The 25,131-nt window shown below is 58.4% G+C and carries 26 protein-coding genes; 13 read left to right on the top strand and 13 right to left on the bottom strand.

The annotated features are described in order from the left end of the window. The coding region (locus HQL63_11205; protein ID MBF0177396.1) for an IS4 family transposase at positions 1 to 1,106 on the top strand (1,106 nt) is incomplete at its 5' end. Between the two features lie 93 nt (positions 1,107 to 1,199). Here the strand turns inward: HQL63_11205 and HQL63_11200 are convergent. Continuing rightward, entirely contained in the window at positions 1,200 to 1,538 is a 339-nt protein-coding gene (locus HQL63_11200; protein MBF0177395.1) for a hypothetical protein, read from the bottom strand. Between the two features lie 78 nt (positions 1,539 to 1,616). On the opposite strand from HQL63_11200, the gene HQL63_11195 reads away from it, so the two are divergent. The 4 genes from HQL63_11195 (at position 1,617) to HQL63_11180 (ending at position 4,639) form a co-directional block, all read left to right on the top strand. Further along, on the top strand, positions 1,617 to 2,483 hold the full coding sequence (locus tag HQL63_11195) for a sulfite exporter TauE/SafE family protein (protein ID MBF0177394.1): 867 nt from the start codon (positions 1,617 to 1,619) through the stop codon (positions 2,481 to 2,483). 162 nt (positions 2,484 to 2,645) lie between these two features. Next, the gene (locus HQL63_11190) at positions 2,646 to 2,795 is read left to right on the top strand and encodes a hypothetical protein (protein MBF0177393.1); all 150 of its coding nucleotides are present in this window, start codon (positions 2,646 to 2,648) and stop codon (positions 2,793 to 2,795) included. Position 2,796: 1 nt separating this feature from the next. Continuing rightward, entirely contained in the window at positions 2,797 to 3,936 is a 1,140-nt protein-coding gene (locus HQL63_11185; protein ID MBF0177392.1) for an anhydro-N-acetylmuramic acid kinase, read from the top strand. Between the two features lie 196 nt (positions 3,937 to 4,132). Beyond that, on the top strand, positions 4,133 to 4,639 hold the full coding sequence (locus HQL63_11180) for a response regulator (GenBank protein ID MBF0177391.1): 507 nt from the start codon (positions 4,133 to 4,135) through the stop codon (positions 4,637 to 4,639). 70 nt (positions 4,640 to 4,709) lie between these two features. On the opposite strand, the gene HQL63_11175 is transcribed toward HQL63_11180, so the two are convergent. Further along, complete coding sequence (locus tag HQL63_11175) at positions 4,710 to 5,918, bottom strand: pyridoxal phosphate-dependent aminotransferase (protein MBF0177390.1); 1,209 nt, start codon at positions 5,916 to 5,918, stop codon at positions 4,710 to 4,712. A gap of 139 nt (positions 5,919 to 6,057) precedes the next feature. On the opposite strand from HQL63_11175, the gene uvrB reads away from it, so the two are divergent. From uvrB to HQL63_11160, 3 genes are all read left to right on the top strand, one after another. Continuing rightward, the gene (uvrB, locus tag HQL63_11170) at positions 6,058 to 8,079 is read left to right on the top strand and encodes an excinuclease ABC subunit UvrB (GenBank protein MBF0177389.1); all 2,022 of its coding nucleotides are present in this window, start codon (positions 6,058 to 6,060) and stop codon (positions 8,077 to 8,079) included. Between the two features lie 80 nt (positions 8,080 to 8,159). Further along, on the top strand, positions 8,160 to 8,741 hold the full coding sequence (locus tag HQL63_11165; GenBank protein ID MBF0177388.1) for a hypothetical protein: 582 nt from the start codon (positions 8,160 to 8,162) through the stop codon (positions 8,739 to 8,741). A 16-nt stretch (positions 8,742 to 8,757) separates the two neighbouring features. After that, a complete protein-coding gene (locus HQL63_11160; protein MBF0177387.1) occupies positions 8,758 to 9,252 on the top strand; it encodes a hypothetical protein in 495 nt (164 codons plus the stop codon). 167 nt (positions 9,253 to 9,419) lie between these two features. Here HQL63_11160 and HQL63_11155 read toward each other — a convergent pair whose 3' ends face one another. The 5 genes from HQL63_11155 to HQL63_11135 all read right to left on the bottom strand — a co-directional run bounded on the left by HQL63_11155 (position 9,420) and on the right by HQL63_11135 (position 13,568). Next, positions 9,420 to 10,070: a protein-L-isoaspartate O-methyltransferase gene (locus tag HQL63_11155; GenBank protein MBF0177386.1), complete on the bottom strand. Its 651-nt coding sequence runs from the start codon at positions 10,068 to 10,070 to the stop codon at positions 9,420 to 9,422. Positions 10,071 to 10,186: 116 nt separating this feature from the next. Further along, on the bottom strand, positions 10,187 to 11,077 hold the full coding sequence (locus tag HQL63_11150; protein ID MBF0177385.1) for a response regulator: 891 nt from the start codon (positions 11,075 to 11,077) through the stop codon (positions 10,187 to 10,189). 162 nt (positions 11,078 to 11,239) lie between these two features. Further along, positions 11,240 to 11,848: a response regulator gene (locus HQL63_11145; GenBank protein ID MBF0177384.1), complete on the bottom strand. Its 609-nt coding sequence runs from the start codon at positions 11,846 to 11,848 to the stop codon at positions 11,240 to 11,242. Between the two features lie 27 nt (positions 11,849 to 11,875). Further along, the gene (locus HQL63_11140; protein MBF0177383.1) at positions 11,876 to 12,547 is read right to left on the bottom strand and encodes a phosphoribosylglycinamide formyltransferase; all 672 of its coding nucleotides are present in this window, start codon (positions 12,545 to 12,547) and stop codon (positions 11,876 to 11,878) included. Next, positions 12,540 to 13,568 carry a phosphoribosylformylglycinamidine cyclo-ligase gene (locus HQL63_11135; protein MBF0177382.1) on the bottom strand — a complete coding sequence of 343 codons (1,029 nt, stop codon included), beginning with the start codon at positions 13,566 to 13,568 and terminating at the stop codon, positions 12,540 to 12,542. Before HQL63_11135 ends, HQL63_11140 begins: the two co-directional genes overlap by 8 nt. Positions 13,569 to 13,741: 173 nt before the next feature. Between HQL63_11135 and HQL63_11130 the strand changes: the two genes are divergently transcribed. The 3 genes from HQL63_11130 to HQL63_11120 are packed head-to-tail and all read left to right on the top strand — an operon-like array spanning position 13,742 to position 16,244. Further along, positions 13,742 to 14,890, top strand: coding sequence for a DUF2066 domain-containing protein (locus tag HQL63_11130; GenBank protein ID MBF0177381.1), 1,149 nt, complete (start codon positions 13,742 to 13,744; stop codon positions 14,888 to 14,890). Beyond that, complete coding sequence (locus HQL63_11125; protein ID MBF0177380.1) at positions 14,887 to 15,438, top strand: CDP-alcohol phosphatidyltransferase family protein; 552 nt, start codon at positions 14,887 to 14,889, stop codon at positions 15,436 to 15,438. Before HQL63_11130 ends, HQL63_11125 begins: the two co-directional genes overlap by 4 nt. Then, entirely contained in the window at positions 15,435 to 16,244 is an 810-nt protein-coding gene (locus HQL63_11120; protein MBF0177379.1) for a hypothetical protein, read from the top strand. Before HQL63_11125 ends, HQL63_11120 begins: the two co-directional genes overlap by 4 nt. Positions 16,245 to 16,396: 152 nt before the next feature. Here HQL63_11120 and HQL63_11115 read toward each other — a convergent pair whose 3' ends face one another. The 5 genes from HQL63_11115 to HQL63_11095 all read right to left on the bottom strand — a co-directional run bounded on the left by HQL63_11115 (position 16,397) and on the right by HQL63_11095 (position 22,751). Then, the gene (locus HQL63_11115) at positions 16,397 to 17,392 is read right to left on the bottom strand and encodes an FkbM family methyltransferase (protein MBF0177378.1); all 996 of its coding nucleotides are present in this window, start codon (positions 17,390 to 17,392) and stop codon (positions 16,397 to 16,399) included. Positions 17,393 to 17,543: 151 nt separating this feature from the next. After that, positions 17,544 to 18,413, bottom strand: coding sequence for a sel1 repeat family protein (locus HQL63_11110; protein MBF0177377.1), 870 nt, complete (start codon positions 18,411 to 18,413; stop codon positions 17,544 to 17,546). Between the two features lie 226 nt (positions 18,414 to 18,639). Continuing rightward, entirely contained in the window at positions 18,640 to 19,167 is a 528-nt protein-coding gene (locus tag HQL63_11105; protein MBF0177376.1) for a DUF4384 domain-containing protein, read from the bottom strand. Between the two features lie 79 nt (positions 19,168 to 19,246). Further along, complete coding sequence (locus tag HQL63_11100; GenBank protein ID MBF0177375.1) at positions 19,247 to 20,587, bottom strand: HlyD family type I secretion periplasmic adaptor subunit; 1,341 nt, start codon at positions 20,585 to 20,587, stop codon at positions 19,247 to 19,249. 1 nt (position 20,588) lies between these two features. After that, a complete protein-coding gene (locus HQL63_11095) occupies positions 20,589 to 22,751 on the bottom strand; it encodes a type I secretion system permease/ATPase (protein ID MBF0177374.1) in 2,163 nt (720 codons plus the stop codon). Positions 22,752 to 23,077: 326 nt separating this feature from the next. On the opposite strand from HQL63_11095, the gene HQL63_11090 reads away from it, so the two are divergent. Further along, positions 23,078 to 24,343: a heme NO-binding domain-containing protein gene (locus HQL63_11090; protein ID MBF0177373.1), complete on the top strand. Its 1,266-nt coding sequence runs from the start codon at positions 23,078 to 23,080 to the stop codon at positions 24,341 to 24,343. A gap of 122 nt (positions 24,344 to 24,465) precedes the next feature. Beyond that, entirely contained in the window at positions 24,466 to 24,630 is a 165-nt protein-coding gene (locus HQL63_11085; protein MBF0177372.1) for a hypothetical protein, read from the top strand. 124 nt (positions 24,631 to 24,754) lie between these two features. Here HQL63_11085 and HQL63_11080 read toward each other — a convergent pair. Continuing rightward, positions 24,755 to 25,131: sel1 repeat family protein (locus HQL63_11080; GenBank protein MBF0177371.1), on the bottom strand; the 377-nt coding region annotated here is incomplete at its 5' end.

The following is a 25,131-nucleotide window of genomic DNA, read 5'->3' as shown; positions in this document are numbered from 1 at the left end:
GAAAACCGCCTTGTTCCCCAGGGACAGGCGGGTACTGCCTGGCCCGCCAAAGGCTTCCCAAGGAACTGATTGAACAGCTGTTACGAAAAACCGGTACTGAACTGCACGACCAAACGCCCGCCCATTGGCAGTGGAAAGGGAGGACGGTTGTTATAGCCGATGGTTCAATGGTTTCCATGCCTGATACTCCTGAGAACCAGAAAGATTTTCCCCAATCTGCCAGCCAAAAGCCAGGCATTGGGTTTCCTCTGGCCAGACTGGTTGCCTTGATATCCTTGGCGACGGGAGGAGTACTGGATGTGGCTGTAGGCCCCAACAAAGGGAAGGGGACCGGCGAACACGCACTGCTTCGGCAGATTTTTGGATGTTTGAAAACAGGTGATGTGTTGCTTGCAGATCGTTATTATTGCTCATATTTTCTGATAGCTGCGCTCGCAGCTACGGGTGTAGATATGGTTACCCAGAGCCATGTAAGCCGCAAAGTGGATTTTCGCAAAGGGCGGTGGCTGGGCAAACGGGATCACGTCGTTGAATGGCAAAAACCGGAACGACCTGACTGGATGGATCAAAACGTCTACGAAACCATTCTCCCCACGTTAACGATTCGGGAAACCAAGGTTGGAGGTCGGGTTTTGGTTTCCACCTTCCTTGACCCTCATCAGGTAACCAGGAAAGAGCTGGCAGAGTTGTACAAGGCGCGGTGGTCTGTCGAAATAGATCTTAAATTCATAAAACAAATCATGAAGATGGATATTTTGAGAGGTAAAAGCCCAGACATGGTCAGAAAGGAGATAGGCGTTCACATATTGGCCTATAACCTGATCCGCACGACCATGGCTCAGGCGGCTGATCGGTGCGGGATTACCCCGAATGCGATCAGCTTTAAAGGGGCAATCCAACTCCTGAACGCCTTTGGAGAAAAAATTGTTCGAGCCTTGAGGGACATGAAAAGTCGGCTTGTGGACGAACTGTTGCAGGCCATCGCATACCATCGAATAGGTCATCGGCCAGGACGGATGGAGCCACGAGAGGTTAAGAGGCGACCAAAGCTATACCCTCCACTGACAATACCCAGGAGTGAAGCACGATTAGCGTTGAAAAAATGATGTTTCTCGGCTATCTAAGCGCCATTGGGGCGCAGCCCTTCCTCCTGGACCTCCATCCCAGTTTTTCAATCGTTTTTTGGTGGGTGCTGAAAATTACGGGCTCTTGTCTTGCCTGCCCGACACCCGTGCGGGGAGGGCGGACCCTCCCCCCACCTGCTCCAGGGCTTGTGAACCCAATTCGGCCACCAGAATGCTGACCACTTTGTCGAGGGAAACCGAACCATACAGGTAAAGTTCCTGGACGCCTCCTGCGGCCACCCGAATGCGGATCCGCCCTGGATCGCTGGTCACCTTGATGCGGAACGCGCCCCCCTTGCCCCCTTTGGGATCGATCAGACCCGGATAAGGGGCCAGGCCGGCCCGGCGCAGCATGCGGGCCACCCGGGCTGCCGCAGGGATCAGCGTGGTGTGCGGGGTTTTGTTTTTTGCCATGATTCGGTTTAAAGTGGTCTTGCCTGGCGGTCAGGAAGACGGTTCACCAACTCCGATTCTGCGGGAAGTAACAACCTTATGTCCATTCTCGTCCCTGGCAGTGTTGTCGTGGGTCTGCTGGGTGGGTATTTTGCCGGCTTCTCCGGTGTGGGTGGCGGCATGGTCATGGTACCTGCCCTGTTGCTGCTTTTCCACCTGGATGGTTTGGCCCCGTTTTTGGCCTGGCAGACCGCTGTCGGCCATGTGATCGCCACCTCCGTGATCATCGACTTGGCTGTGGCCGGTTATTACCATCGCCGTGACCTCGTGCGTTGGGATCTGGTACGCCATTTTTTCCCGGGCATCCTGCTGGGTCTGCTCGTTGGGGAGTCTTTTGCGCCCTTTTTGCCGGGCACCTTTATCGAGGCGGGGTTGGCGTTCCTCATGATGGCCATGGGTCTGCGCATGTTGCAGGAACTCCCCGTCGGAAACAGCGAAGAAAATGGAGATCCCGATCAGAACGAGGCAGGATTGGAACCATCGGAGCCATCGACCGGGCAGGGTGGCATGCAGAAGGATGATGGGTGGCTGTGTTGGTTGTTTGGGGTGGGGATCGGATTTTTTGGTGGCATGTTTGGCATTGGGGGGACCATTCTGCTCGTGCCGACGTTGATCTTTGTAACCGGCGTGGCCGTACACCAGGCGGTGGCAACGACAGCTGTGACAGGTTTTTTTCTTACCCTGGCCGGGAGTACGGGTCTGGTGAATGCCGGGTGGCACCAGGAGGTTTTGCCACCGGACACTCTGGGCATCATGCTTCCTGAAGTGCTCTTGGCCATCACTCTGGGGGGGTTGCTCGCCATTCCGTTCGGTGGCCGACAGGGGTGTGGCCTCTCCCAGCAACGGCTTATGCAGAGCCTCGGTGTACTGTTGTTGGCCAGCGGTGTCGAGGTCATCTGGAGATGACTCTGTCGACAACGACGAAAACCTGCTGGCACTGCCCCCTTGAAATGCTTTGCCAGTCGTCAGGAGGAGCGGAAAAAAGCGTTCGAAACAGTCGAGCATGCCGGGTTGTTCAGGATCTCCGTTGCGTTTGAACGGATCATCGTTGGCTTGAGGAGGTTGCTGATGAAAGGTTCATTGGATAGTCGTTTTCCCGACTTGCCTGCCTGGGTTGAGGCAAAGGTTCTTGCCGCCAACCTCGAAACCCTGGATGCGTGGATTGACCGGGTGATCGATGCGCGTTCATGGCAGGACGTTTTCGGTGACGAGGTGTGACATGCAGCTTCCATGGCTGGCGATTGGCTTGATGTCTGGAACTTCCGCCGATGGTATCGACGCCGCTTTAATCCAAACCGATGGTGAATCGCCTCCCCGGTTGCTGGCTTTCCAGAGCCATCCCTATCCAGCGGAAGTTCGCCAAAGGGTGTTGGCCTTGCAACAGCCTGGTCCAGGTGAGATCGACCGTCTGGGTGAGCTTGATCGGGATCTGGGTGACTTGTTTGCCCAGGCGGCCCTGGAGGTGTGTGTCGTGGCGGGAGTGACGCCGGATCAGGTCGCCGTCATTGGGAGCCATGGTCAAACCGTGCGGCATCGTCCACCGCTCTTTTCGCTCCAGATCGGCAACCCTTTTCGTATCAGCGCCGCCACCGGCATCACCACCGTTGCCGATTTTCGGCCTGCCGATATGGCCCGGGGAGGGGAGGGCGCCCCTCTGGCGCCTCTGTTTCATCAAGGCCTGTTCCATCAGCCTGGTCGGCATGTTGCCGTCGTCAATCTGGGAGGGATAGCCAATCTGACCGCTTTGCACGCTGCGCCGGAGAAACCCCTGCTGGCGGGGGATACCGGACCAGCCAACACCCTTTTGGACCATCTTGCCGCAAGGGTTTCCGGCGGACGTGAGGTGTGTGATCGGGACGGGCGTCGGGCTGCCAGCGGCCAGGTCGACGCGCAGGCTCTGGCTTGGCTCATGAGCCATCCCTACCTGGAACGTCCTCTCCCCAAATCCACTGGTCAGGAGATGTTTGGACCTGCCTTTCTTGACCAATTTTTACAACGATTTCCCCATCTCTCCGTGCCGGACCAATTTGCCACCCTGACCCGGTTTACGGCAGCTTCCGTGGCCCGGGCTGCCTGCGCGACGTTACCGCCGGCCCCGCACAACATGATCTTGTGTGGTGGCGGCGCCCACAACCCCGAATTGGTCCGGCATCTGGCCGATCTGCTGCCAGTGACCACCATCCAGACGAGCCGTGACCTGGGGGTGGATCCAGACGCCCTGGAGGCCCAGGCCTTTGCCTGGTTTGCCGTGCGCACCTTGCGGGGATTGCCCTCTTCCCACCCCGGTGCGACCAATGCTACGCAGGCCGCTATTTTGGGGGCTATTCATCCGGGGAAGAGAGCCCTGAACTTTTTTTGACCGAAGGTCGTGGTTCAACACCCGACAACGAACCGGGGTCCAGGGGGCTGGCTCCATTGCCCGTGGAGTGTCCTGAGTCGGCGCGCCATGCTTCATCATCCGACCCATGCCAGGTCCGCTGAAAAGTTGTCATAATTTCAGGTTTGCGGACATCCTTTTCTTGCCCAGGAGCCAATCGTTGAGAAGACCGATCCACTTGACCTGTTCGAACGTTCTTCCGGATCCAGCGCTTCTGAACACTCTGAGCAAAACAACCAGTGGTATGACGCTGCTCCATGTGGACGACGATGTTGCCTTCCGCCGCCAGGTGGTGGAGCAAATCATGACTCCCCTGAAGTTTGCTCGAATCGATGAGGCTGCCGATGGCAACACCGGGTGGCTGAAATATAGCCAGAGACAATATCACCTGGTCATAACCGATTTTGATCTGCCTGGTATGGTTGGGACGGAGCTCATCAAACGGATGCACGAACGTAACATCCAGCAAAACGTCATCATCATGACCCGTTTTGATACCATCGTCAGTGTCAAGGAAATGTACCGCAGCTCGTCCAAGGTGCAGATGATCAGCAAAACCACCGTGCAGGATTGCCTGTCCGGGAAAAACATCCGACCGTTTTGGGAGGCTTTTGCCCGCAGCTGCCTGTTTGCCAAAGTCAGCACCATGGACCCGGCAGGATCAGGTCGGACACAGCCGACCTGATCCTGGATATGCCGGGGTGTTGCATCGTTGTTTTTTTTGTTGCCGGGCGCCGGATAATTATGGCCTTGTTTCAGGTGGCCTGCAAACGTTCGGCGGCTTTCTGGATGCGGGCCATGGCCTTTTCCAGATTGGCCATGGAGGTGGCATAAGAGATCCGGAAAAAGGGATCCTTGCCGAAAGAGGCTCCGGCCACCACGGCTACGTCGAATCCTTCAAGCAGATACTCCGACAACACGTTGCTGTCGGTGATCACCTTGCCGGTTTCGGTGCGTCGGCCAATGAGCCCGGAGAAACAAGGATAAGCATAGAAGGAGCCCTCTGGCGTGCGGCAGTGCATCCCCGGAATGGCATTGAAACGCTGGACGACAAAGTCCCGTCGTTGCCGAAAGGCCTCCACCATGGGGAGCAGGCAGTTTTGATCCCCTTCGATGGCCGCCAAAGCGGCTTTCTGGGAGATGGAGGTCGCATTGGAGGTGCTCTGGGATTGAATGGTCTCCATGGCCTGGATCACCTCCACGGGTCCGGCGGCATAACCGATGCGCCAGCCGGTCATGGAGTAGGTCTTCGAGACACCGTTCATGGTGATGGTCCGGTTTTGCAGGCCGGGAACCACCTGGGCGATGGTGGAAAAAACAAAGTCGCCGAAGATGATCTTTTCATAGATATCGTCGGAGACAACCCAGACATGGGGGTGCCGCAACAGCACCTCTCCCAACGCCGCCAGCTCATCCCGGGTATAGGCCGCGCCGGTGGGGTTGGAAGGGGAGTTGATCACCACCAGCCGGGTGCGGGGCGTGATGGCAGCGTCCAATGCCGCCGGACGCATCTTGAAACCATCCTCTTCGGTGGTGTCCACGATCACCGGCTCGCCGTCGGCCAGGAGAACCATGTCCGGATAGGAGACCCAGTAAGGGGCCGGAATAATGACCTGATCGCCTGGGTTCAACATGGCTTGCGCCAGATTGAAAAAGGCCTGCTTCCCCCCCACGGTGACCACCACCTGGTTGGGCCGGAACTCCAGGCCGTTGTCCCGTTTGAATTTTTGGATGATGGCTTTGCGCAGTTCCGGAATGCCCGCGACCGGGGTATACTTGGTGAAGCCTTTGCGAATGGCCTCGATGGCCGCTTCCTTGACGTGGTCCGGGGTGTCAAAATCAGGTTCTCCGGAACCCAGACCGATCACATCCCGTCCTTGATCCTTCAACTCTTTTGCTTTGGCCGTGACCGCCAGAGTCGGGGATGGTTTCACCTTTTGCACGCGCAACGACAATACGGACATGCGGGTCACTCCGTTTGGAAGGTTGTCAGCAGATTTTGGACAAACGAACCATTATAAAATGTTTACACTCCCCTATGCAAGTCCTGCAAAATGGGGGCTGCGGCGGGCATAGCCGATACCCTGGTTGCGGAGTCTCACCATGCGGGATGTCACCCATGCTCCTTTTCGGTTGGTTTGTGATTTTGAACCCCGGGGTGACCAGCCGCATGCCATCCGGGAGCTGGTTGCTGGTGTGCGGGCGGGTCGGCGCGACATGACCCTGCTGGGGGTCACGGGTTCCGGCAAAACCTTCACCATGGCCCATGTCATTCAGCACCTTCAGCGTCCTACCCTGCTCCTGGCCCACAACAAGACCCTGGCCGGTCAGCTTTATGGCGAGATGAAAGGGTTTTTTCCGCATAATGCCGTGGAATATTTTGTCTCCTATTACGACTACTATCAGCCCGAAGCCTATGTTCCAAAAACAGATACCTTCATCGAAAAGGATTCGGCCATCAACGAACAGATCGATCGCCTGCGGCATGCGGCGACGCGTGCCCTGCTTTCGCGTCGGGATGTCATCATCGTGGCCTCGGTTTCCTGCATTTATGGGCTGGGATCTCCAGAGGATTATCTGGAAATGGCCCTGAGCCTCAACGTCGGTCAAGCCTGGGAGCAGCGGCATCTGATTCGCAAGCTGGTGGAGATCCAGTATCAGCGCAACGACCTGGATTTTCAGCGTGGCACTTTTCGGGTGCGTGGCGATACCATCGAGGTGTTCCCGGCCCATGAAGAGAGTGTGGCCGTGCGGATCGAAATGTTTGGCGACGAGATTGACCGCATGCGGGAGGTGGACTCCCTGACCGGTCAGTTGCTGCGGGATGTGCCGTTTTTGACTCTTTTTCCGGCGAGCCACTATGTGACCGGACGGCAGACCATCCTCCGGGCCATGGAGGGGATCAAAACCGAGTTGGCTGAAAGATTGGCGTGGTTCCAAAAGGAAAACCGCCTTCTTGAAGCACAGCGCCTGGAGAGCCGCACCCGCTACGATCTGGAGATGCTTCAGGAGGTGGGATATTGCAGCGGCATTGAAAACTACAGCCGCTTTTTGAGTGGACGGCGCCCCGGCGAACCACCCCCCACCCTGATGGAATACCTGCCGGCGGACGGTCTGTTGATCGTTGACGAGAGTCACGTCACCGTACCCCAGGTGCGGGGCATGTACCGGGGAGACCGCTCACGCAAGGAGACTCTGGTCGAACACGGCTTTCGATTGCCATCGGCTTTGGACAACCGCCCACTGACTTTCGAAGAGTGGGATGCCATGCGTCCCCAAACCTTCTATCTGTCGGCCACACCTGCCGCTTTTGAATTGGAGCGCAGTGGCAACCAGGTGGTGGAACAGATCATTCGTCCCACCGGCCTGGTTGATCCCCCCTGCCTGATAAGGCCAGTGGAAAACCAGGTGGATGACCTGCTGCATGAGATCCGGGTCACCCAGGAGCAGGGATATCGTACCCTGGTGACCACCCTGACCAAACGCATGGCCGAGGATCTTACCGACTATCTGAAGGAGATGGGTGTCGCCGTGCGCTACCTCCATTCCGATGTCGAAACTCTGGAACGACTTGAACTGATTCGGCAGTTGCGGTTGGGAGAGTTTCACGTTCTGGTGGGGATCAACTTGCTGCGGGAAGGGTTGGACATTCCGGAAGTGGGTTTGGTCGCCATCCTCGATGCCGACAAGGAGGGCTTTTTACGTTCCGAGACCTCGCTGATTCAAACCATTGGCCGCGCTGCCCGGAATGTGGATGGTCGGGTGATCCTCTATGCCGATCGCATGACAGGGTCTCTCGATCGTGCCCTGGCCGAGACCAACCGCCGCCGTACCCGCCAGGAGAGCTACAACCGGGAACATGACATCACCCCGGTTTCGGTGCGCCGGGAGGTGGCGGATATTCCCGGCAGTGGATTCCATGCCGATGCCTCGCCCGCCGGGCGTGCCGCAACCCTCTCCAGCGAAGTGCGACGAACCCTGTCACCCGCAGAAGTAACCAAGGAAATTAAACGGTTGGAAACGCGCATGCGCGAAGCCTCCGCCAGTATGGAGTTTGAACAAGCCGCCATCTACCGGGATCGAATCCTGGCCTTGCAACGGGAAGAGTTGCTTCTGCTGTCTTGACAGGATTGCAGGCTCTATTTATTGTTCCGGGATCCCGGGTCTGTCCGGTAGAGATTGTTTCTCCCCATGGAGCTTTCTGCATGCGTGCAAAAATTTTGGCGACGTTGTTTTTCGGGGCTCTGGCGACGGGGACAGCTTGGGCCCAACCTCCCGCCGCGCCGCCGTCATCTCCCCCGGTTTCCGGCAATGCGGAGTCCGACATGGACATACGGATGTCCTGCGAAAAATTTGCCGAAGATGATCATATTGCGAAGGTTGAGTTGAACGCCTACATGGCCCGATGCATGCAGGATTTAAAGGCTGATCCGTCCGAGCAGGCCGGTGCGCCTTATATGGACGATGATTTGTCCGGAGCCAAGCCGGTGGGCATCATCACGCACGACAAGGTTCCCGGTCTGGCATTGCCGGGTGGCTCACCTGGCAAAGCTGTTCCTGGAGCATCGGGGCCAGGAGCGGCGGTCGTTGCGCCTGCCCGGGTGGTCTCTGGCGCGACTGGGCGAGACACGGTGGTGACCGTGCCCATCAAGGTGATACCAAGCTCCTCTGGATCCGGAAAGGTCGGGGTTGCGCCAGACAAGGCAGCCTCGGAGACGACCCGATCCAAAACAGCAGCGCCGGTGGATGCGACTTCCCAGACCACCGCGCCCCAGAAACCGCATTGAACCCGAGGGTATCAGCATGGACGCGCCCCTGCGAGTCATGACCGTGGCCATTTGTTTCAGGGTACTTGTTATCCTGGGGATGGCGCTCCTTCTGGGCGTCGCGCCGGCGGTTGCGGCCACCAGTCTGGATCTTCCAACGGATGATGAGTTGGTCAAGGCCTGCCAGGAGTTGGCCAAGGAGAATGCCGTGCCGGTTGCGGAAAACGCAAAATATATGACCCAGTGCGTGCAGGATCTGAAAAACTCCCTGCAAATGGAAGAGGCCGAAGGGGTCAAGGAGCCCGTCGGGATGCCCCTCACCGCACCCGTCGGGACGCCCCCCACCGCAGGGGTCAAAGAGCCTGTCGGGACGCCCCCCGCCGTACCTGCCGCATCCACCGCACCCGTCGGGACACCCCCCGCCGTACCCGCAGCATCCACCGCACCCGTCGGGACGCCCCCCACCGCAGGGGCCAAGGAGCCCGTCGGGACGTCCCCCACCGTACCGAGTGCCCCGGCGACCAAAAAATAGAGGTGCCCGGCCAGCGCTACCGAAGAACGATGGCAGCTATGAAGCGCCCGGCCACGCATCGGGGTCAAGGGGGCTGGCTCCCTGGCAGGTCCAGGACAGCGTCCTGGTGGGGTTCGGGGCGAAGCCCTGATCAAGGCTTGCGTGGTGGTCGTCGACCGCACCCGGGCTCAAATCTCAAACGGTTCGGGAAGGTCCAATCCTGGCAAAGGCGAGGCGACGGTTTCAAAGAGGGTCTCTTCCGGACCCCCGCTGCCAGAGATTCGCTTAACGGGCATGACCGGGTTGTGGGCGCGGCCAACGATGGCCACCAGGTTGCCGCTGTGCGCCAACTGTCGGCGGCAGGGGGCCGGGATTTCCGAAACCGCCCCACAGAAGAGGATGCCATCGAAGGGGGCATCCTCGGGACACCCCTCCTTGAGATCCCGGATTTTCCAGGTGATGGATGTCCCCGTCGTGGCTTTCTGCCCCTGAGCTGCCAGATCGGGATCGGATTCGAGAGCAAATACTTGCAGGCCCATCCCTGCCAGAAGGGAGGCTTCGTAGCCGGTGCCCGCGCCGACCACCAACACCTTTTCTCCCTTGTTGCAGGCCAGAGCCTGAATCATTTTGGCAAACTGGATGGGAAGCAGGGAGATGCGCCCGGATGGTCCGAGGGGGATCGGATAATCCGAATAGGCAAACGGTTGGTAGGGTGCATCCAGAAACCGCTCCCTGGGGAGGGTGTGCAGGACGGCAAGCAGAGCAGGATCGGTCACCATATGGGGGACCACCTGGGATTGCACCATGTTCTTGCGCGCGAGCGCCAAATCGAGTGACATGCCTTCAGGTTCCTTTTTCGAGCTTGGAAGAAAGGGAAAACGTCTGCGATGCCGGGTGCTGAATAGTGACGGGAAATCTAAAGCTAGCGCAACTTTATGGTGAATGCAACACCGGGTTATTTTGAACGCGAGGCGACCACGGGATTTGTCGGTTTGGACAGGAACTCCCGGATCTCTTGCAACACCCGCTCCCCTTCGTGCAGCAACAATTCCAGGAGATCCACGTTTTCGGCAGAATTTCCGGAAGAGTTTTTGATGGCCAGGTGGACGACTTTTTCCATGTCGGCGGCGAGGTTCAACAATCGATCAGCCCCGATGAGGGAGGCTGAGCCTTTGAGGTTATGGACCACGAGGGCAAGAGATTTGAAATCTGCCCGGTGCCACGCCCGGGTAATCGTTTGCAGGCTCACCGGCAGGGATGTTACATAGGACTCCAAGAGCGGTTTGACATGTTCCCGAAGGTCTCGTTGGAGAGTGGCAAGCTTATGCCGGTCGATGGCATGTCCCGGGTCTGGAATATGTGCGCTGCAAAAAATCCTCTCCCGCAAAGGGAGTTCCGGCAGAGGTTCCTTTTCCGGAACAGGGTGCTGGAGTGTTGCAAAGGTCGGATCATGTGCCGCTGAATCCGGATGTTCATGTGGGGCGCCACTGGGTGGGGCGCCATTGGTGTGGAAATGGTCGATCAGGTGGAATATCAGCTCTTTTTTTATCGGTTTGGCGATGACGAGATCATATCCGGCGGCGAGCGATTTTTCCTGGATTCTCGGGATATCCCCACTGGTCAGGGCAACGATGGGTGTGCGGCGGCGTCCCTCCGAGTTTTCGATGCCACGCATCATGTAGGCTGAACGGTACCCGTCCAGATCCGGCATGATGATGTCCATGAAGATCAGGTCAACATGTGTGGAGAGGAAGATGTCGAGGGCCTGTCGACCGCTGTTGGACGTGAACAAGGTGTGGGGCGTTTTTTGCAGGATGGCTTTCATCAAAAGGTGGTTTTCCCGCATGTCGTCCACCAGGAGGATCGTGCAGCCAGTTTTCGTTGTTGACGGACCCTGTTTTGGTGACACGCTGGTTCTCATCGCGAAACATGTTAACCTTGGCGGTTTTCTGGAGTTTGCAGCGGAAGAACCCCTTGCAAATAAAACTCCGGAACTGTTGCCCCGGCATTACGGAGTGTTTGAGGGGGTGGCAACTTGTAAAGAGTCGGCTTTGGCACGCAACAGCGCTTCCAATTGTTGCAGGGGTGGGGGTTTTTTGAAGACCAGGATTTTATCCAGCAGACCACCGTGGTGGGCGATGTCGTCGTTGCCCAGGGCTGTGACGACGATGATGAGTACCCCATGCAAATCCTTGCGTTCCCGCAGGGTGCGGATCATCTCAAAGCCATTCATATGCGGCATGGCCAGGTCGGCAATGATGGCGTCCGGCTTTTTTTGCCCGATGGAGATGAGCGCCTCAAAACCATTGGAACACGCAACGAGTGAAATCGGGAAGTTCCAGGAACCGAGCATGGATTGGTAGAAGGTGACCATGATCGGGTCATCCTCCACCACGAGCAACTCCAGGGTGGTTTCCTTTTGCAACCCTTGGAGCTCGCGCTCACGCTGCCGCAGGATGGCATCGATCGAACTTTGTGCGATGCGTCTGTGTCCCCCTTGAGTTCGCCAGGCGCGCAGGGTTCCCCTTTTGACCCAGTCGTGGATGGTGGGCAAGGTTACCCCGAGCAGGTCAGCGGATTGTTTGGCCGTCAAAAATTTTTCATCGATACTTGCCATAGGGTGGAATCCAGGTGGTGGGGTAGGTCAAGCGATGGGTTCGAGGGGGGGGTTGATCAGGGCTGCGTCGGGATCGACGGCATGGTCGGCAACGACAACCTGGCGTCCGTGCAAAAGCAGGCGTTTTTGAGCGAAGAGGCGCACAGCCAGAGGGTATAGGCGATGTTCCTGACGAAGAATGCGGCTTGCGAGGGTGGGAACATCATCGCCGGGAAGAATGGGCACCACGGCCTGGGCGACGATCGGTCCGGTATCTATCTCTTCCGTGACAAAATGGACCGTGGCTCCGGAGAAACGCACACCGGAGGTCAGGGCTTTTTCCTGCACATGCAGACCCGGAAAAGCCGGGAGCAGGGCAGGGTGGATGTTGAGCAGACGACCCTGATAGCGGCGCACAAACCAGGGTGTCAGCACCCGCATGAACCCGGCAAGGCAAACCAATTCGACCTGAGCGGCATCCAGGGTGTCGGCCATGGCCTTTTCAAAAGCGGCCCTGTCAGGGAACTCCCGATGATCGATGACCCGGGTGGCGATGCCCGCACTGACGGCGCGCTGCACGCCCAAAGCCCTGGGCTCGTTGCTGATGACAACAGCAATCCGACCCGGGATATAGCCATCGGCGCTACGATCGATGAGGGCCTGGAGATTGGAGCCGCCCCCGGATATGAGAACGCCATAACGAAAGGAGGGGTCAGCCATGGATGCAGACCTGATCGGGCCCATCGCCGCGCGCTGTAACCCGGCCAATGACCCAGGCCTGCTCGCCAGACCGTTGCAGGTGGGCGAGGGCCAGGTCGACATCCTCTGGAGCCAAAACGGCGATCATGCCGATGCCGCAATTGAAGGTGCGGAGCATCTCATCCCGGGAGACCTGTCCCAGATCCTGAAGAAGACGAAAAACGGGAGGCATGGGCCAATTTTGCAAAGAAATCTCGACTTGGACGGTTGCGGGAAGAATGCGGGGAATGTTGTCCCAGAACCCCCCGCCGGTGACATGGACAAGACCTCTGACCTCGATCTGTCCACAAAGTTCCAGGAGTGAGCGAATATATATTCGGGTCGGGGTGAGCAGGGTCTCACCCAGGGTTCCACCGGCAAAGGGGGCATCCAGGCCGGGGCCATGGGGCGGCAGGATGATCCGGCGAATCAGGGAGTAGCCGTTGGCGTGTGGCCCGGATGAGGCCAGGCCGACGACGACATCTCCCGGCACGATACGTTGTCCATTGATGAGTCGTTGCCGATCGACGATACCCACGGCAAAGCCGGCCAGGTCATACTCTCCCGGGGCATAAAAATCGGGCATCTCGGCGGTTTCACCGCCCACCAGTGCGCATCCGGCCTGGCGGCACCCCTCCGCGATGCCGCCGATCACGGTGGCGGCGAGGGCCGGGTCCAAACGACCGGTGGCGAAGTAGTCCAGAAAAAACAGGGGTTCCGCACCTTGTACGACCAGATCGTTGACCGACATGGCCACCAAATCGATGCCCACCGTATCGTGACGTTCCATGAGAAACGCCAGCTTCAATTTGGTGCCGACGCCGTCGGTGGTGGAGACCAGCAGAGGATCCTGAAATCGGCCCCATTGTGGGCGGAACAGGGCGCCATAACCGCCGAGATCGGAACAAACCTCGGCGCGTCGCGTCGTTCCCACTGCCCCACGGATCATATCGACCAGACGGTTGCCGGCGTCGATATCGACCCCGGCGTCACGATAGGTCAAGCCGGGACGCGGTGCAGGGGGGGGGGGGGGGGGGGGGGGGGATGCTGGGCTTGCTCATGGTCGACAAGTTCCTTTCTGCCTTTTACATGGTCTCCGTGGAGGTTACTATATCGCCATGGCTTTCCGAAACGTCCTTCGTTATCTCCGACGTAAGTTTCAGGATGGTATGAAACATGATCCAATTTTTTCGACGGGCCGGATGGATATCGATCGTCTGGTTTTTGTGTGTGTCATGGCCGGCATTGGCTCTGGCGGAGAGCGTTTATCTGGTCAAGGGGGTGGAGGTGGTTCTCCCCCCGACGGATGAAAAGGGCCGGGATCCCCAGGCGACGGGCATGGCCATGGCCAAAGAGCAGGCTTGGCACTCCCTCCAGGCGCGCATGCTGACCAGCGAAGATCGGTCGCGCCACGCCGACAGGTTGCGGGAACTCAAGACCGGATTGGACACCTTGATCGAACGGGTGGTCGTCCAGGCGGAAAAACGGGTGGTGGAAGGGGTCAACACCCGGTTGCATATGGTTCTGGATGTGACCTTTTCCCGGGACGCCGTGCGCAAGGTGTTTGATGCGGTCGGGTTTACCTACAATGAAAACACTTATCCCCCGACACTGTTCCTGATGGCCCAGGTCGAGGGCTCCGGGGAGGAGCGGCTTGCCGATCCGGGACAATCCTTTGCCAAAGCTGTGCAGGCTGCGGCGGCGCGTTACGGCGTCACGGTGTTGGAACCCATGGGGGATATCGAGGATATCACCAATCTGGCCCTGAAGCGGGTCACCGAGAGGGATCCGGCCTTGTGGAGCTGGGCCGAGAGCCGGTATGGGACACAGCGGATCTGGACCGCATGGTATGGCATGGAGAGTCCGCAGGAAGCAGCGTCCGGTTCTCTACCCTCGGCGATCGCGACCTTGGTGGAGAGCGATATCACGGGCGAGTTGCGCCGTATTCGCCTACGAGCCCGCAAGGGGTGTGGCCCCGCCGATGGCCACGGGTTGCAGAACTGCCTGGATGGACCCCTGGCGACAAAGTTTGTCGAAATGATCCTGGATAACTGGGGGCAGGGCCATGCCGTGAAGCCGGAGTTGAACCACGCAGTGCCATTGCGTGTCATCCATGACCGGCAACTGGCCGGATATGCGGAGTTTGTCAAGAAATTGGCAAAAGTTCCCGGGGTGGCGGCCATGCGGACAGCGGCGATGACGGCCCGTGATGTTCTGCTGATTCTGGATTTTCAGGGCCAGGATGATAAGCTTTTGGAATCACTGACGGGTATGGGCAGTCGCCCGGAACGAACCCGGAACGAGCTGACGGTCCACATGCCATGAATCTGCCGAATGCGTTGTCTTTCCTGCGCATTTTCGCGGTGCCTGTCTTTGTCTGGTTGGTGCTGAACGGGCATGGGAAAGTTGCAGCCTGGTTGTTTGCCATGGCCGGGGCCACGGATGCCGTGGATGGGTTGATCGCGAAACGGTTTGACATGGTCACCGAATTGGGAGGGTACCTGGATCCCTTGGCGGACAAATTGCTGTTGGTATCCGCTTTTATCACCCTCACCTATCTGGGTCAGATGCCGCTCATGCTGACGCTGACTGTCGTGACCCGGGACGTGATCATTCTGGTCGGCGCGGTGGTCTTTCAGTTGATGACCGGAACCCTGCGCATGCAGCCCCTTTGGATCAGCAAGGTCAACACCGTGGTACAGATTCTGATGGTTCTTTTGGTGTTGTTCTCCGGGGTTTATGGGGTGTTGGCTTGGCTTGTGGAGCCGTTTGTCTGGTTGACGACCGCGACCACGAGCATTTCCGGCCTGGTTTATGTGTTGGCCTGGACCCGCAAGTTGGTTCATGTGGAAAATCCGGAGTTGTTGCCATGAATCTCCACGACGATCAGCCACAACAGTTGCTTCTGGATCTGCCTTTGGATCCGGTTTTGACGTTTGCCAATCTGGTCGTTGGCAGGGGGAATCGTATGGCGGTCGAGGCGGTGCGCAGTTTTGGCGAAGCGGGAGAGATATCCCACGTTCCCCCATTCGCGGGCCTGACCCTGTGTGGCGAGGCCGGAACCGGCAAGACCCATCTGCTCCAGGCCACCGTTCGGCAAGTCAGGGACCAATATGGCCCGCATGCGGCACTTTACCTGGATCTTGCGGGTCTGGATCACCATTTGGAAGGGGGGAGAAGCGACCGGAAAGAGGAGGTGGAACAGCAAGGTTCGGAGGAGGTGAGCGAGGCCATGCTGGCGGGTTTTTTGTCCCGCTTCGAGGGGTGCCGCCTGGTGGCGGTGGATGCCATGGACCGCCTGAACACTTCGGCCTCTTTGCAGGAGGCCGTTCTCTACCTCTACAACGGCATGCGGGCAGCCGGGGTGCGCCTGTTGTTTGCCGGTCGTGAGCAACCCGGCAACCTGGCTGACGTGCGTGAAGATTTGCGTTCGCGGTTGATGTGGGGACCGGTGTTGCTGTTGCAACCTCCGGATGAAGAAGATTTAGCGGCCATCCTGGCCCAAATGGCCCTGGAACGCCAAGTCAGGATCGGTCAGGATCTGGTCAGGTTTCTGGTCAACCGTCTGCCGCGCCGGGTGCCTGATTTCATGCAGGCGATCGCTGCCCTGGATCATGCTTCCCTGCTGCAAAAACGACCGCTGACCATACCCTTGGCCAAGGAAGTCTTGGGCTTGTAGCATGGCAACTATTCAGCACCCTTTCAAGAAAAGCTTGGATATGAAAGCCTTTGTCAGGGCTTTGCCCCGAACCCCACCAGGACTCTGTCCTGGACCTGCCAGGGAGCCAGCTCCCTGGACCCCGATGCGTGGCTGAGTGCGGAATGGTTGCGTCAGATGAAATCCCACTCGCCGTAGCTTGCGGTGTGTCCACTCTGAAAGGCCCCCCCGTAATACAAGCCATAACGGGCCGGGTTGAAAAGGGCTTCCGCTGTGGCCGGGGTGTAGAAACGGTCGCCGCACAAATCCTGCCTGACGAAAAATGCGTTGCTGCCCGTTATGTTGCACCCCACCAACTGGTACCCCTTCCGGGTAGCCAGCCCGGTCAATGAAGCCAGGGAGCAGCCCGTATAGTCGCTGCCGTCCCATCGGGCCTCGGCCCGGTAATGCTGCACGGCAAGGATGGGAGGGGGGAGCTTTCCATTATACTCGATGATCACAACTCTGGGTTGAAGGGTATCGATGCTCTTGAAAACATGGTAATCGTTGCCGTCAATATCGATGTTCAACAAATCGATCTCGCGAGGCAGGTCGAGCGAGGTGATGACATCGTTGATTGTTTCAGCGGTGATCCATTGGCGTTGCACACGCAAGGCGCCGCTGTCGATCAGGGGCTTGAACTTTTGTCTGACGAAGTCGATGTTTTGTTCGTTGCCATCCATCCAGACGCCGCGCCACCCCTTGTAGGTCAGCAACAGGGTGTTGCACTCCAGGCCGTTGTCGATGCCGAATTCGAGAAATGTGCAGTTCGTTGTGCCGATGCGGCGGAAAATTTCTGCAATAATTCCATCCTCGTCGTTTTGGGAGTAGAACGACTCCCCATACCGCTCCACTCTGCGAGGATCGGCGTATTTTTCATCGGCAAGCATGTCACGATAGAGCCGCAGGGCCTCAATCTGGGTGGATCTGGAGACCCGAACCCGGGTTTTTTCGAGCGATGTCAAAATGTTATCGAGTACCAGCAAAGGTTGGACATGGACCAGAAGTTGTTTGACTTCGGCCTGGTTTCCGGCGACGTTCAGAATCATCTCCAGGATGTGCCGCGCCGTATCCGCCTTGCCTTCCCGCAAACTGTCGTAGATCAGCTTTTCCGCTTCTTCGAGGGTCATGGTTGGATCCTGATTGAATACATGAAATCCGTAACGATTCGGTGCTTTTTCAAGGCTTTTTCAAGGAAGGCATGGATTTGAAAGCCTTGGTCGGGGCTTCGCCCCGAACCCCACAAGGCTTGGACACATGGTTTGGACATGAAAGCCTTTGTCAGGGCTTCGCTCCGAACCCCACCAGGTCTCCGTCCTGGACTTGCCAGGGAGCCAGCCCCCTGGACCCCGATTCGTTCCCGGGTGCTGAATAGTTACCGTTTTTTTGCGGCGCAGCCGGATCGGTGTTGTTGCTGCACGGGCACTCGCGGGCCATTTTTTGTGCTTCGGCAATCTGGTCGGGAGTCATGACGACGGCGGTCTTGTCGCGGGCTTTGGCGGCGCCTTCACTGCCGTTGGCGGCGGCCAGGTTGAACCACATGTGGGCCTGGACATAGTCCTGGGGCATGCCCAGGCCGTTCAAATACATTTTTCCCAGACCGAATTGGGCGTTGGCATACCCCTGCATGGCCGATTTTCGATACCATGCTGCCGCCTCTTTCAAATCCAGAAGGGCGCCGTGGCCATTGGCATACATCAGGGCGAGACTCTCCTGACCGGCTGGGTCACCTTGCTCGGCGGCGAGGCGGAACCAGGTGAAGGCTTCCTTGAAATCCAGGTTGGTGCCCTGGCCGTTGGCACACATGCGTCCAAGGTTGACTTGAGCCACGGCACTGCCTTGTTCCGCTGCTCTGCGAAACCATTTCACGGCTTCGGTGTCATTCTGGGGGATGCCCTGGCCGAGGTTGTACATGGAGCCAAGGTTGTTTTGCGCCAGGGCGTCGCCTTGTTCTGCTGCCAGATGGTACCAGCGGAAGGCCTCAAGGTTGTCCTGGGGCAGACCACGCCCTTCGTCGTACATCACGCCGAGGAGGCGTTGCGCAGTGGCATCTCCCTCCTTGGCCCTTTGGATCGTATCGGTGGTTTCGTTGGCATGAAGGCTGGTTGCCCAGGTCAGCAGGGCGAGAACAAGAATGAACAAACCGGGCAAAGGAAAGGAACCTTGCAGGCAACCACTCAGCACACGGCCACGAAAAAAAAGCTGACGCATCGGGTTCCAGGGGGCTGGCTCCCTGGCAGGTCCAGGACAGCGTCCTGGCGGGGTTCGGGGCGAAGCCCTGTCAATGTCTTTCATGTCCACGCTTTTCTTGAAAAAATACTGACATGAGCGACCAGGATAAACAACCCTTTTCGCTCGGTCGATCCGGGGCCGGGAATCAGGGGATGGTCTTGACGGTGACCACGTCGTAGGCCAGCAGGCTATCAATTTTTTTGAATTCATTCAATACATCATGGAGAGACACCCCCGGAATGGGCGCCAGATCTCTGGCATAAATCCGGGAGGGGAGGGCAGGAGCGGCGTCGCGATGCGTGGCCAGGCAGAGGACTTTTTCGGTGACGTTGGGTTTTTCCATGCGGATGTTGAAATGTTTGTCGGGTAACCTGACCTTGTCTGCGGGGTCGGTATGGGAATCCGTGTGGAAACGGTTGGGATGGATGCGCACAAGCGCCTGGGCGTGGCCCTGGTAGAAGCAGTAGAGATGGGCTGGATGGGACACGGATGCATCCAGTTGGAGATTTTCGGTGGCGCGCAGGATTGGGTCTTTGCCTTTTGCGGTGGACAAGCGCAAAACGATGGGATCCGTCGCAGCCGGTTCGGCCCGGACGATCACTTGTTCGGGTTGGTTCATGGCCATTTGGGGTTGGTCCGCCATGGGGGATGTTTTGCCATGGTGCTGCATCACGCAACCGCCTCCCAGGGCTCCGGCCAACCCGACCAGGAGCCGTGCACGCTCCCAGGCCTTTTTGACGCTTTTTACAAATTCAACGCTCGCGTAAGGCATTGTGGCGGGCCTTCAGAATGGGTTTGAGAAGATAATCCAGGACGGTCTTTTTGCCCGTGATGATGTCCACGATGGCCACCATGCCGGGAATGATGGGGAGGGGGTTTTCGGTGGAACCGAGATGGTTTTTGTGGGTGCGCACCTGGATCCGATAGAAGTGTTCGCCACGCTCGGTACGTTCGCCACTCTCATCGATGATGGTGTCGGCGCTGATGAAGACCAGTTCTCCGGTCAGGCCGCCGTAGATGGCAAAGTCGTAGGCGGTGAATTTGACCATGGTTTTTTGGCCGGGATGAAGAAATCCGATATCGGCGGGCCGGATGCGGGCCTCAATGAGCAGGGAATCTTCCAGGGGCATGATCTCCATGAGGTCCACGCCAGACCGAACCACCTGGCCGATGGTGCTGACCTTGATCTGTACCACGGTTCCCCTGACAGGGGAGCGGAGTGCTGTGCGAACGACCCGATCTTTCATGGGGGTCATGGACTCCGTGATGCCGTTCAACTCCCCTTTGGCGATGTTCAGGTCGTTGAGGGTTTGTTTGCGAAACTCCAGGCGGGGTTCGTCGGCTTTCGCGCGAATTTCCGCCAAGGCAGCCCGCAACCGGGGCAGAGCCAGTGCAGCGTTTTCCGCAGTGGCTTCCAGTTCCGCGACTTCGCGTTGCAGGCGCAACAATTCGACTTGGGACATGACGCCCTGTTTGACCATGGGGTCGGTGATGGCCAACTCCTTGCGCAACAGGGCCAGGCGGCGTTCTATTTGTTTTTGCGATGCCGTCAGTTCGACAATCTCCTGTTCCTTTTGCTCGACCTGGCTGTGCAGAATGCGCAGGTTCGACTCCAATGATCGGCGGCGGCTCAAAAAAAGCTCTTTTTCGCTGGCGGCCACGCTGGGTTGTTCGCGCTCGACCTCTTCGGGAGGGGTAAATGTCTCCTGGCCAGCAGCCTCGGCGTTGAGGCGGGCGGTGCGGGTGACCAGGGAGAGATAACGCATGTGGTTTTCCCGGAACGTGGAGCGGAACTGGGTATCATCGATGCGCAGGAGGATATCTCCTTTTTGTACCACCTCTCCTTCCTTGACGAGAATGTCGGAGATGATACCCCCTTCCAGGTTTTGGACCACCTGGACCTGACCCGAAGGGATGACACGGCCATGGCCCACGGTGACTTCGTCAAGGTTGGCGCGCCATGCCCAAATCACGGCCAGTGCGAAAAAAAGGGTGATCAGGATCAGGAGGAGATGAGAGAAGGGGTGCAGGCGCCGTTGGCGGGCGGCAGCGGCTTCTGGATAAAAATCGCTCTCCTGCCAGGGATCACCCATGTCAAGCCCCCTTTTGCCGGAAGTGGCCTTCGGCCAGTTGCCGCAGAACGGTATCCCGGGGTCCGTCGGCCAGGATGCGGCCCTCTTCCAGCAGGAGCAGCCGATCGACCAGGCTCAGCAGGGAGGCCTTGTGGGTCACCAGAAGCAAGGTTTTACCTGGAAGAGTGGTGGAGAGGTGATGTTTGAATCTCTCCTCGGCGCCGCTGTCCATGGCGCTGGTGGGTTCGTCGAAGAGAAGCAGGGAGGGGTTGGCCACCAGGGCACGGGCAATGGCGATGCATTGCCGCTGCCCGCCGGAGAGGCCTCTGCCCCCCTCGCCGATGGGAAGGTCAAACCCCCGGGGATGTTTACCGATAAAAGTGTCGGCCCCGGAGAGGATGGCCGCCCGCAACACTTCGGCATCGTCGGCAAGGGGGTGACCCAGGACTATGTTTTCCCGGGCGGTCCCAAAAAAGAGCAGCGGTTCCTGGGGCACGCAGCCTATATTGCGGCGCAGATCGGCGGGGTCGATCTGCCGGATATCGGCGCCATCGGCCAGGATGGCCCCTTCCTGGGGTTGCAGGAGGCCCAGAATCAACTTGAACAGCGTGCTTTTGCCCGATCCAACCCGGCCAATGATGCCGACCCGCTCGCCAGGTTGGATGTGAAACGAGACCTGAAGCAACACCGGCAGGGGGACGCCCGGATATTGGAACGTCACCTCCTGGAATGTCACCCCTCCGGCGAGATGGGGACGATGCAAAAAGCGGAGTTCCGGAGGATGTTCGATAGGCAGCATCATGATATGATTCAAAATTTTCAAGGAGACCAACGATTGTTGCAGGCGTACCAGAATGCCAGCCACCTGGGAGAGGGGGGCCAGGGCGCGGCCAGTCAGGATGGAGCAGGCGACCAGGGCGCCTGTTGTCAACTCTCCGGCGGCAATCAGATAGGTGCCATGGACGATCACGGCTACGGTCGCCAGGTTGGTTGCCAGGGCGGCAAAGTTGACGGCCAGGGAGGAGAGGAAGCGCGAACGCAAACCCGAATCGGCGGTCATGGCCACGCACTGTTCCCATTTGCGTTGCATCACGCCCGTGGCGCCCAGGGTTTGGATGGTTTCCAGCCCACTCATGGTTTCGACGAGGATGGCATGCTTTTGTGCCGCCTCCCGGGAACTTTTCTGGACGATGCGGTTCAAAGGGAACTGCAACAGAAAGCCTGCCAGGATGACGACCGGGACGGTCATGAGGGGAAACCAGGCTGCCGATTTTCCCAGGAAGGCAACCGTCCAGAGGAAAATGACCAGGAATGGCAGGTCCATGAAGGTTGTCAGGGTGGCTGAGGTGAAGAAATCGCGGAGGGATTCAAACTCATGCAGATGTTTGGCCATGGCGCCGGCTGATCCAGGTTGGGCAGCCAGGCGCAGGCCGATGACGTGTTCAAAAATCATGCTGGCCATCAGCATGTCCGCCTTTTTGCCGGCCACGTCCAAAAAATAGCCGCGCAGGGAGCGCAGGATAAAATCAAACAGGTAGATCGAGCAGACTCCGATGGCCAATACCCACAATGTCTCCACGGCATTGTTGGGCACCACCCGGTCATAGACATTCATGACGAACAGGGGGCTGGCCAGGGTAAAAATGTTGATCAGCAGCGAGGCGAGGATCACCTCTCCGTAGATGGGCCAAAAGCGACGCAACGTGCCCCAAAACCAGGTTTTGGGAGGGGGCTCGATCTTTTCGTCGGCGCGGCTGTCGAACTGAAATGCCGGGCGCACGAAAATGGCGTGACCGGCATACTGCTCCTTGAGTTCGGCCAAGGGTATGTCTGCGGTGCCTGCGCCGCTGTCCGGTTGGATGACGGTAGCCATTTTTGTGACATCATCGCGCCGGGTCAGGATGCAGGCCTGCCGATCCTTGAGCAGCAACACGACGGGCAAGGTCAGGGGGGAGATGCGTTCCAGGGGTTTGCGTACAGTCCGGGCAGCAAAGCCGGCCCGGATGGCGGCCCGGGTCAAAAGTTCCGGGGTCATTTTGTCGCCGGCCAGGGGGAGGCCGCTGCGCAGAGACTCCTCGGAGGCCGGGCGTTGCCAGTGCCGGGTCAACAGAACCAGGCATTGCAGCAACGGGTCGTCCCAGGTCTGCCGGCCAGGAGGGGTCTCCCAGGCCGAGGCGTCCTGCATGGGTTCGGGTTGGTCAGAAGGGGGAGGGGTTGGCGTCATGCTGGAGTTGGTCCCATTCTTGCCGCTCGGTGCAAGGGCGATGAAGGGTGCTGGCAACCATGCACCACCCGGCCACGCATCGGGGTCCAGGGAGCTGGCTTCCTGGCAGGTCCAGGACAGCGTCCTGGTGGGGTTCGGGGCGAAGCTCTGACAAAGGCTTTCATGTCCATGTTTTTCTTGCAAGGGTGCTGAATGGTGACCTTGGCAACGCGCGGTCAGCATAACATGATTCAGGCGAGAGTACCCGCCGAATCGGGCAAAAAAGGGGTGTGAGGATCACAGCGGTCATGTTGGGGATCATCTTTTTGGCCATGGAGGATTTTCTGGAGACCAGCATAGGTGCGGGCGCCTGGGGGCGTGCCCAATCCCTGGCCATGGTCAGCGAGAAGGAGTACTTGCCGGAGGTGGATTATCCAGACCAGGAGGCCATGGCTTTGTTTCGCGTGGCGACCCGCCTGCTGGAGACCGATCTGGATACGGTGCTCGAAAGCCTGGGTGGCCACATGGGAAATGGCCTGGTGGAGATGGGGATCTCCATGGGGCTTATCGAGGAGCATTGGACCACCATGGACATCCTGGAAAATCTGCAAGGGATTCTCCATGGGGCCGTGGGATCGCAGAACCCCAATATTGTGCCTCCGGACATTCGCAGCCTGCGTTTGCGGCATGGCGAGTGCGCCGTGGTCTACTTTTCGCCGCGCCAGTTGTGTTCCCTGTTGCGCGGGATTGTGCAGGGAATCGCCGAATATTTTGATGAGTCCATCGTGCAGAAGGAACACATCTGCATGAAGAGCGGTTCCCTCCTGTGCCGCTTTTCGGTCTCCTTCGAAGACCCGGCCATGATGCGCTACGTGGATGTGCCAAGGGAGTTCGAGATTTGTCGTCAACGCGGTGACGATATTGTATTATACAATCAATTCAAGGGCGTTCCTCTTGCGGGCAAGGGGAGCGTGGAGGGGTTTTCCGAAAACGAGGCCCTGGTTCGCGTCTCCCCTGGGCAGTTGCGGGCCATGCAGGTCGAGGGACGCACTTTTCTCTCCCTGCCCCATTTGCCGATTGGTCTTGTCGCGCAGGTGCGGGATGTCTATCCCCATCTGGGTGTGGCACGTTTGTTCCAGATCAATTTGGCGGAGGGGTATTTTGGCCATCGGGTTTTCAATCGTGTGGAACTGACCGAGCCCGCCGCATCCCGTTTCATCCTGGCCGGGCGTGAATACACCGCACGCCTGCTCAATCTCTCGGCGGGGGGTGGGTCGTTTTCACTTTCCCTGACGGCGGCTGTCGATGAGCGCGCCCTTTTCGACTCCGTATGGGTCAGCTTCACTTTGCCCCTGAAGTGGTTTTCGCAGGGAGATACCCTGGAACTTGGTCCACAGGATTTGGAGGTCTGGGGCAATCTGTTGCACATCCAGGTTCGGGAACAGGAGCAGGATCGATTGGTTCGCGTTGTGTTCAATGATCTGACCCATAGGGATTTGGCGGTGATCAACGAATACCTGAAGAGCCGTCAACAAGAGGTCTTTGCCGAGATCGACCGGCCTTCGGGGGGCTGAGTTTTTCGGTGTCACAGACCTGTTAAACTGGTCTGGGATTTGCTTTAAAGGCTCGTGGCAGGTCCGAGGATCGACGGATTCTGGCGGGGTTTTGGCTGGGAACAGGGTGGCAGTCGGAGGGCATGAGAGCCATGGCCATGTCGGGTGGTGGATCGCAAAAAAAGTGGCAGCAGACACGGGACGTGGGCTCCAGAATCCTGGAGGCGGTCTATGTCGGCGGGGCTTATGGGTTGATTCTGATATCTCTTGTTCAGGCTCTGGTTTTGATCTCCTGGCTGCGTCATTGATGCTGTTTGGCGACGTTGTTTTCCGACCGCCTGTTGTCATGATCCTACGCCCACGGCCATGCAGCGCCGGGCCGGTGATTTGAAAAACTGGTCATCAGCCGGCCATCGCTCAAGAGACGAAAACTCACCAGATATGGTACTGATACGGATTGGTCAGCCTCTTGATGACGTTGCCGGCCCATATTTCCTGCAAGGCCGGTTGTTGCAGAAAGGCCAGGAATGCAGCGTGATTTGTTTTGTTGTCACGGTCGCCTGGTGAGGGTTCTGGCGGCACGTTGTCCGGCAGTGTGGCGGCAAAGCGGGCCAACTCCTCGGGAATGTTCAGGGAAGTCGGACTGGTCGTCAGTTGTTGCAGCAGGATTCCGGCTTGTTGATTGCCGCCTTGTTTGGCCTGGGCGAGGTAGAGTTGCGCCTTGGAGAGATTGTGCCGGGTACCGAGACCGCCAGCATAGAGAAGGCCGGCAAGACAGGCCGCCTCAGGATGGCCCAACCTGGCAAAAC

The sequence above is a fragment of the Magnetococcales bacterium genome (assembly GCA_015231175.1).
Lineage (GTDB): Bacteria > Pseudomonadota > Magnetococcia > Magnetococcales > DC0425bin3 > HA3dbin3.
Note: the sequence above shows the minus strand (reverse complement) of the source record. Positions and strands in the feature narration are given on the sequence as shown.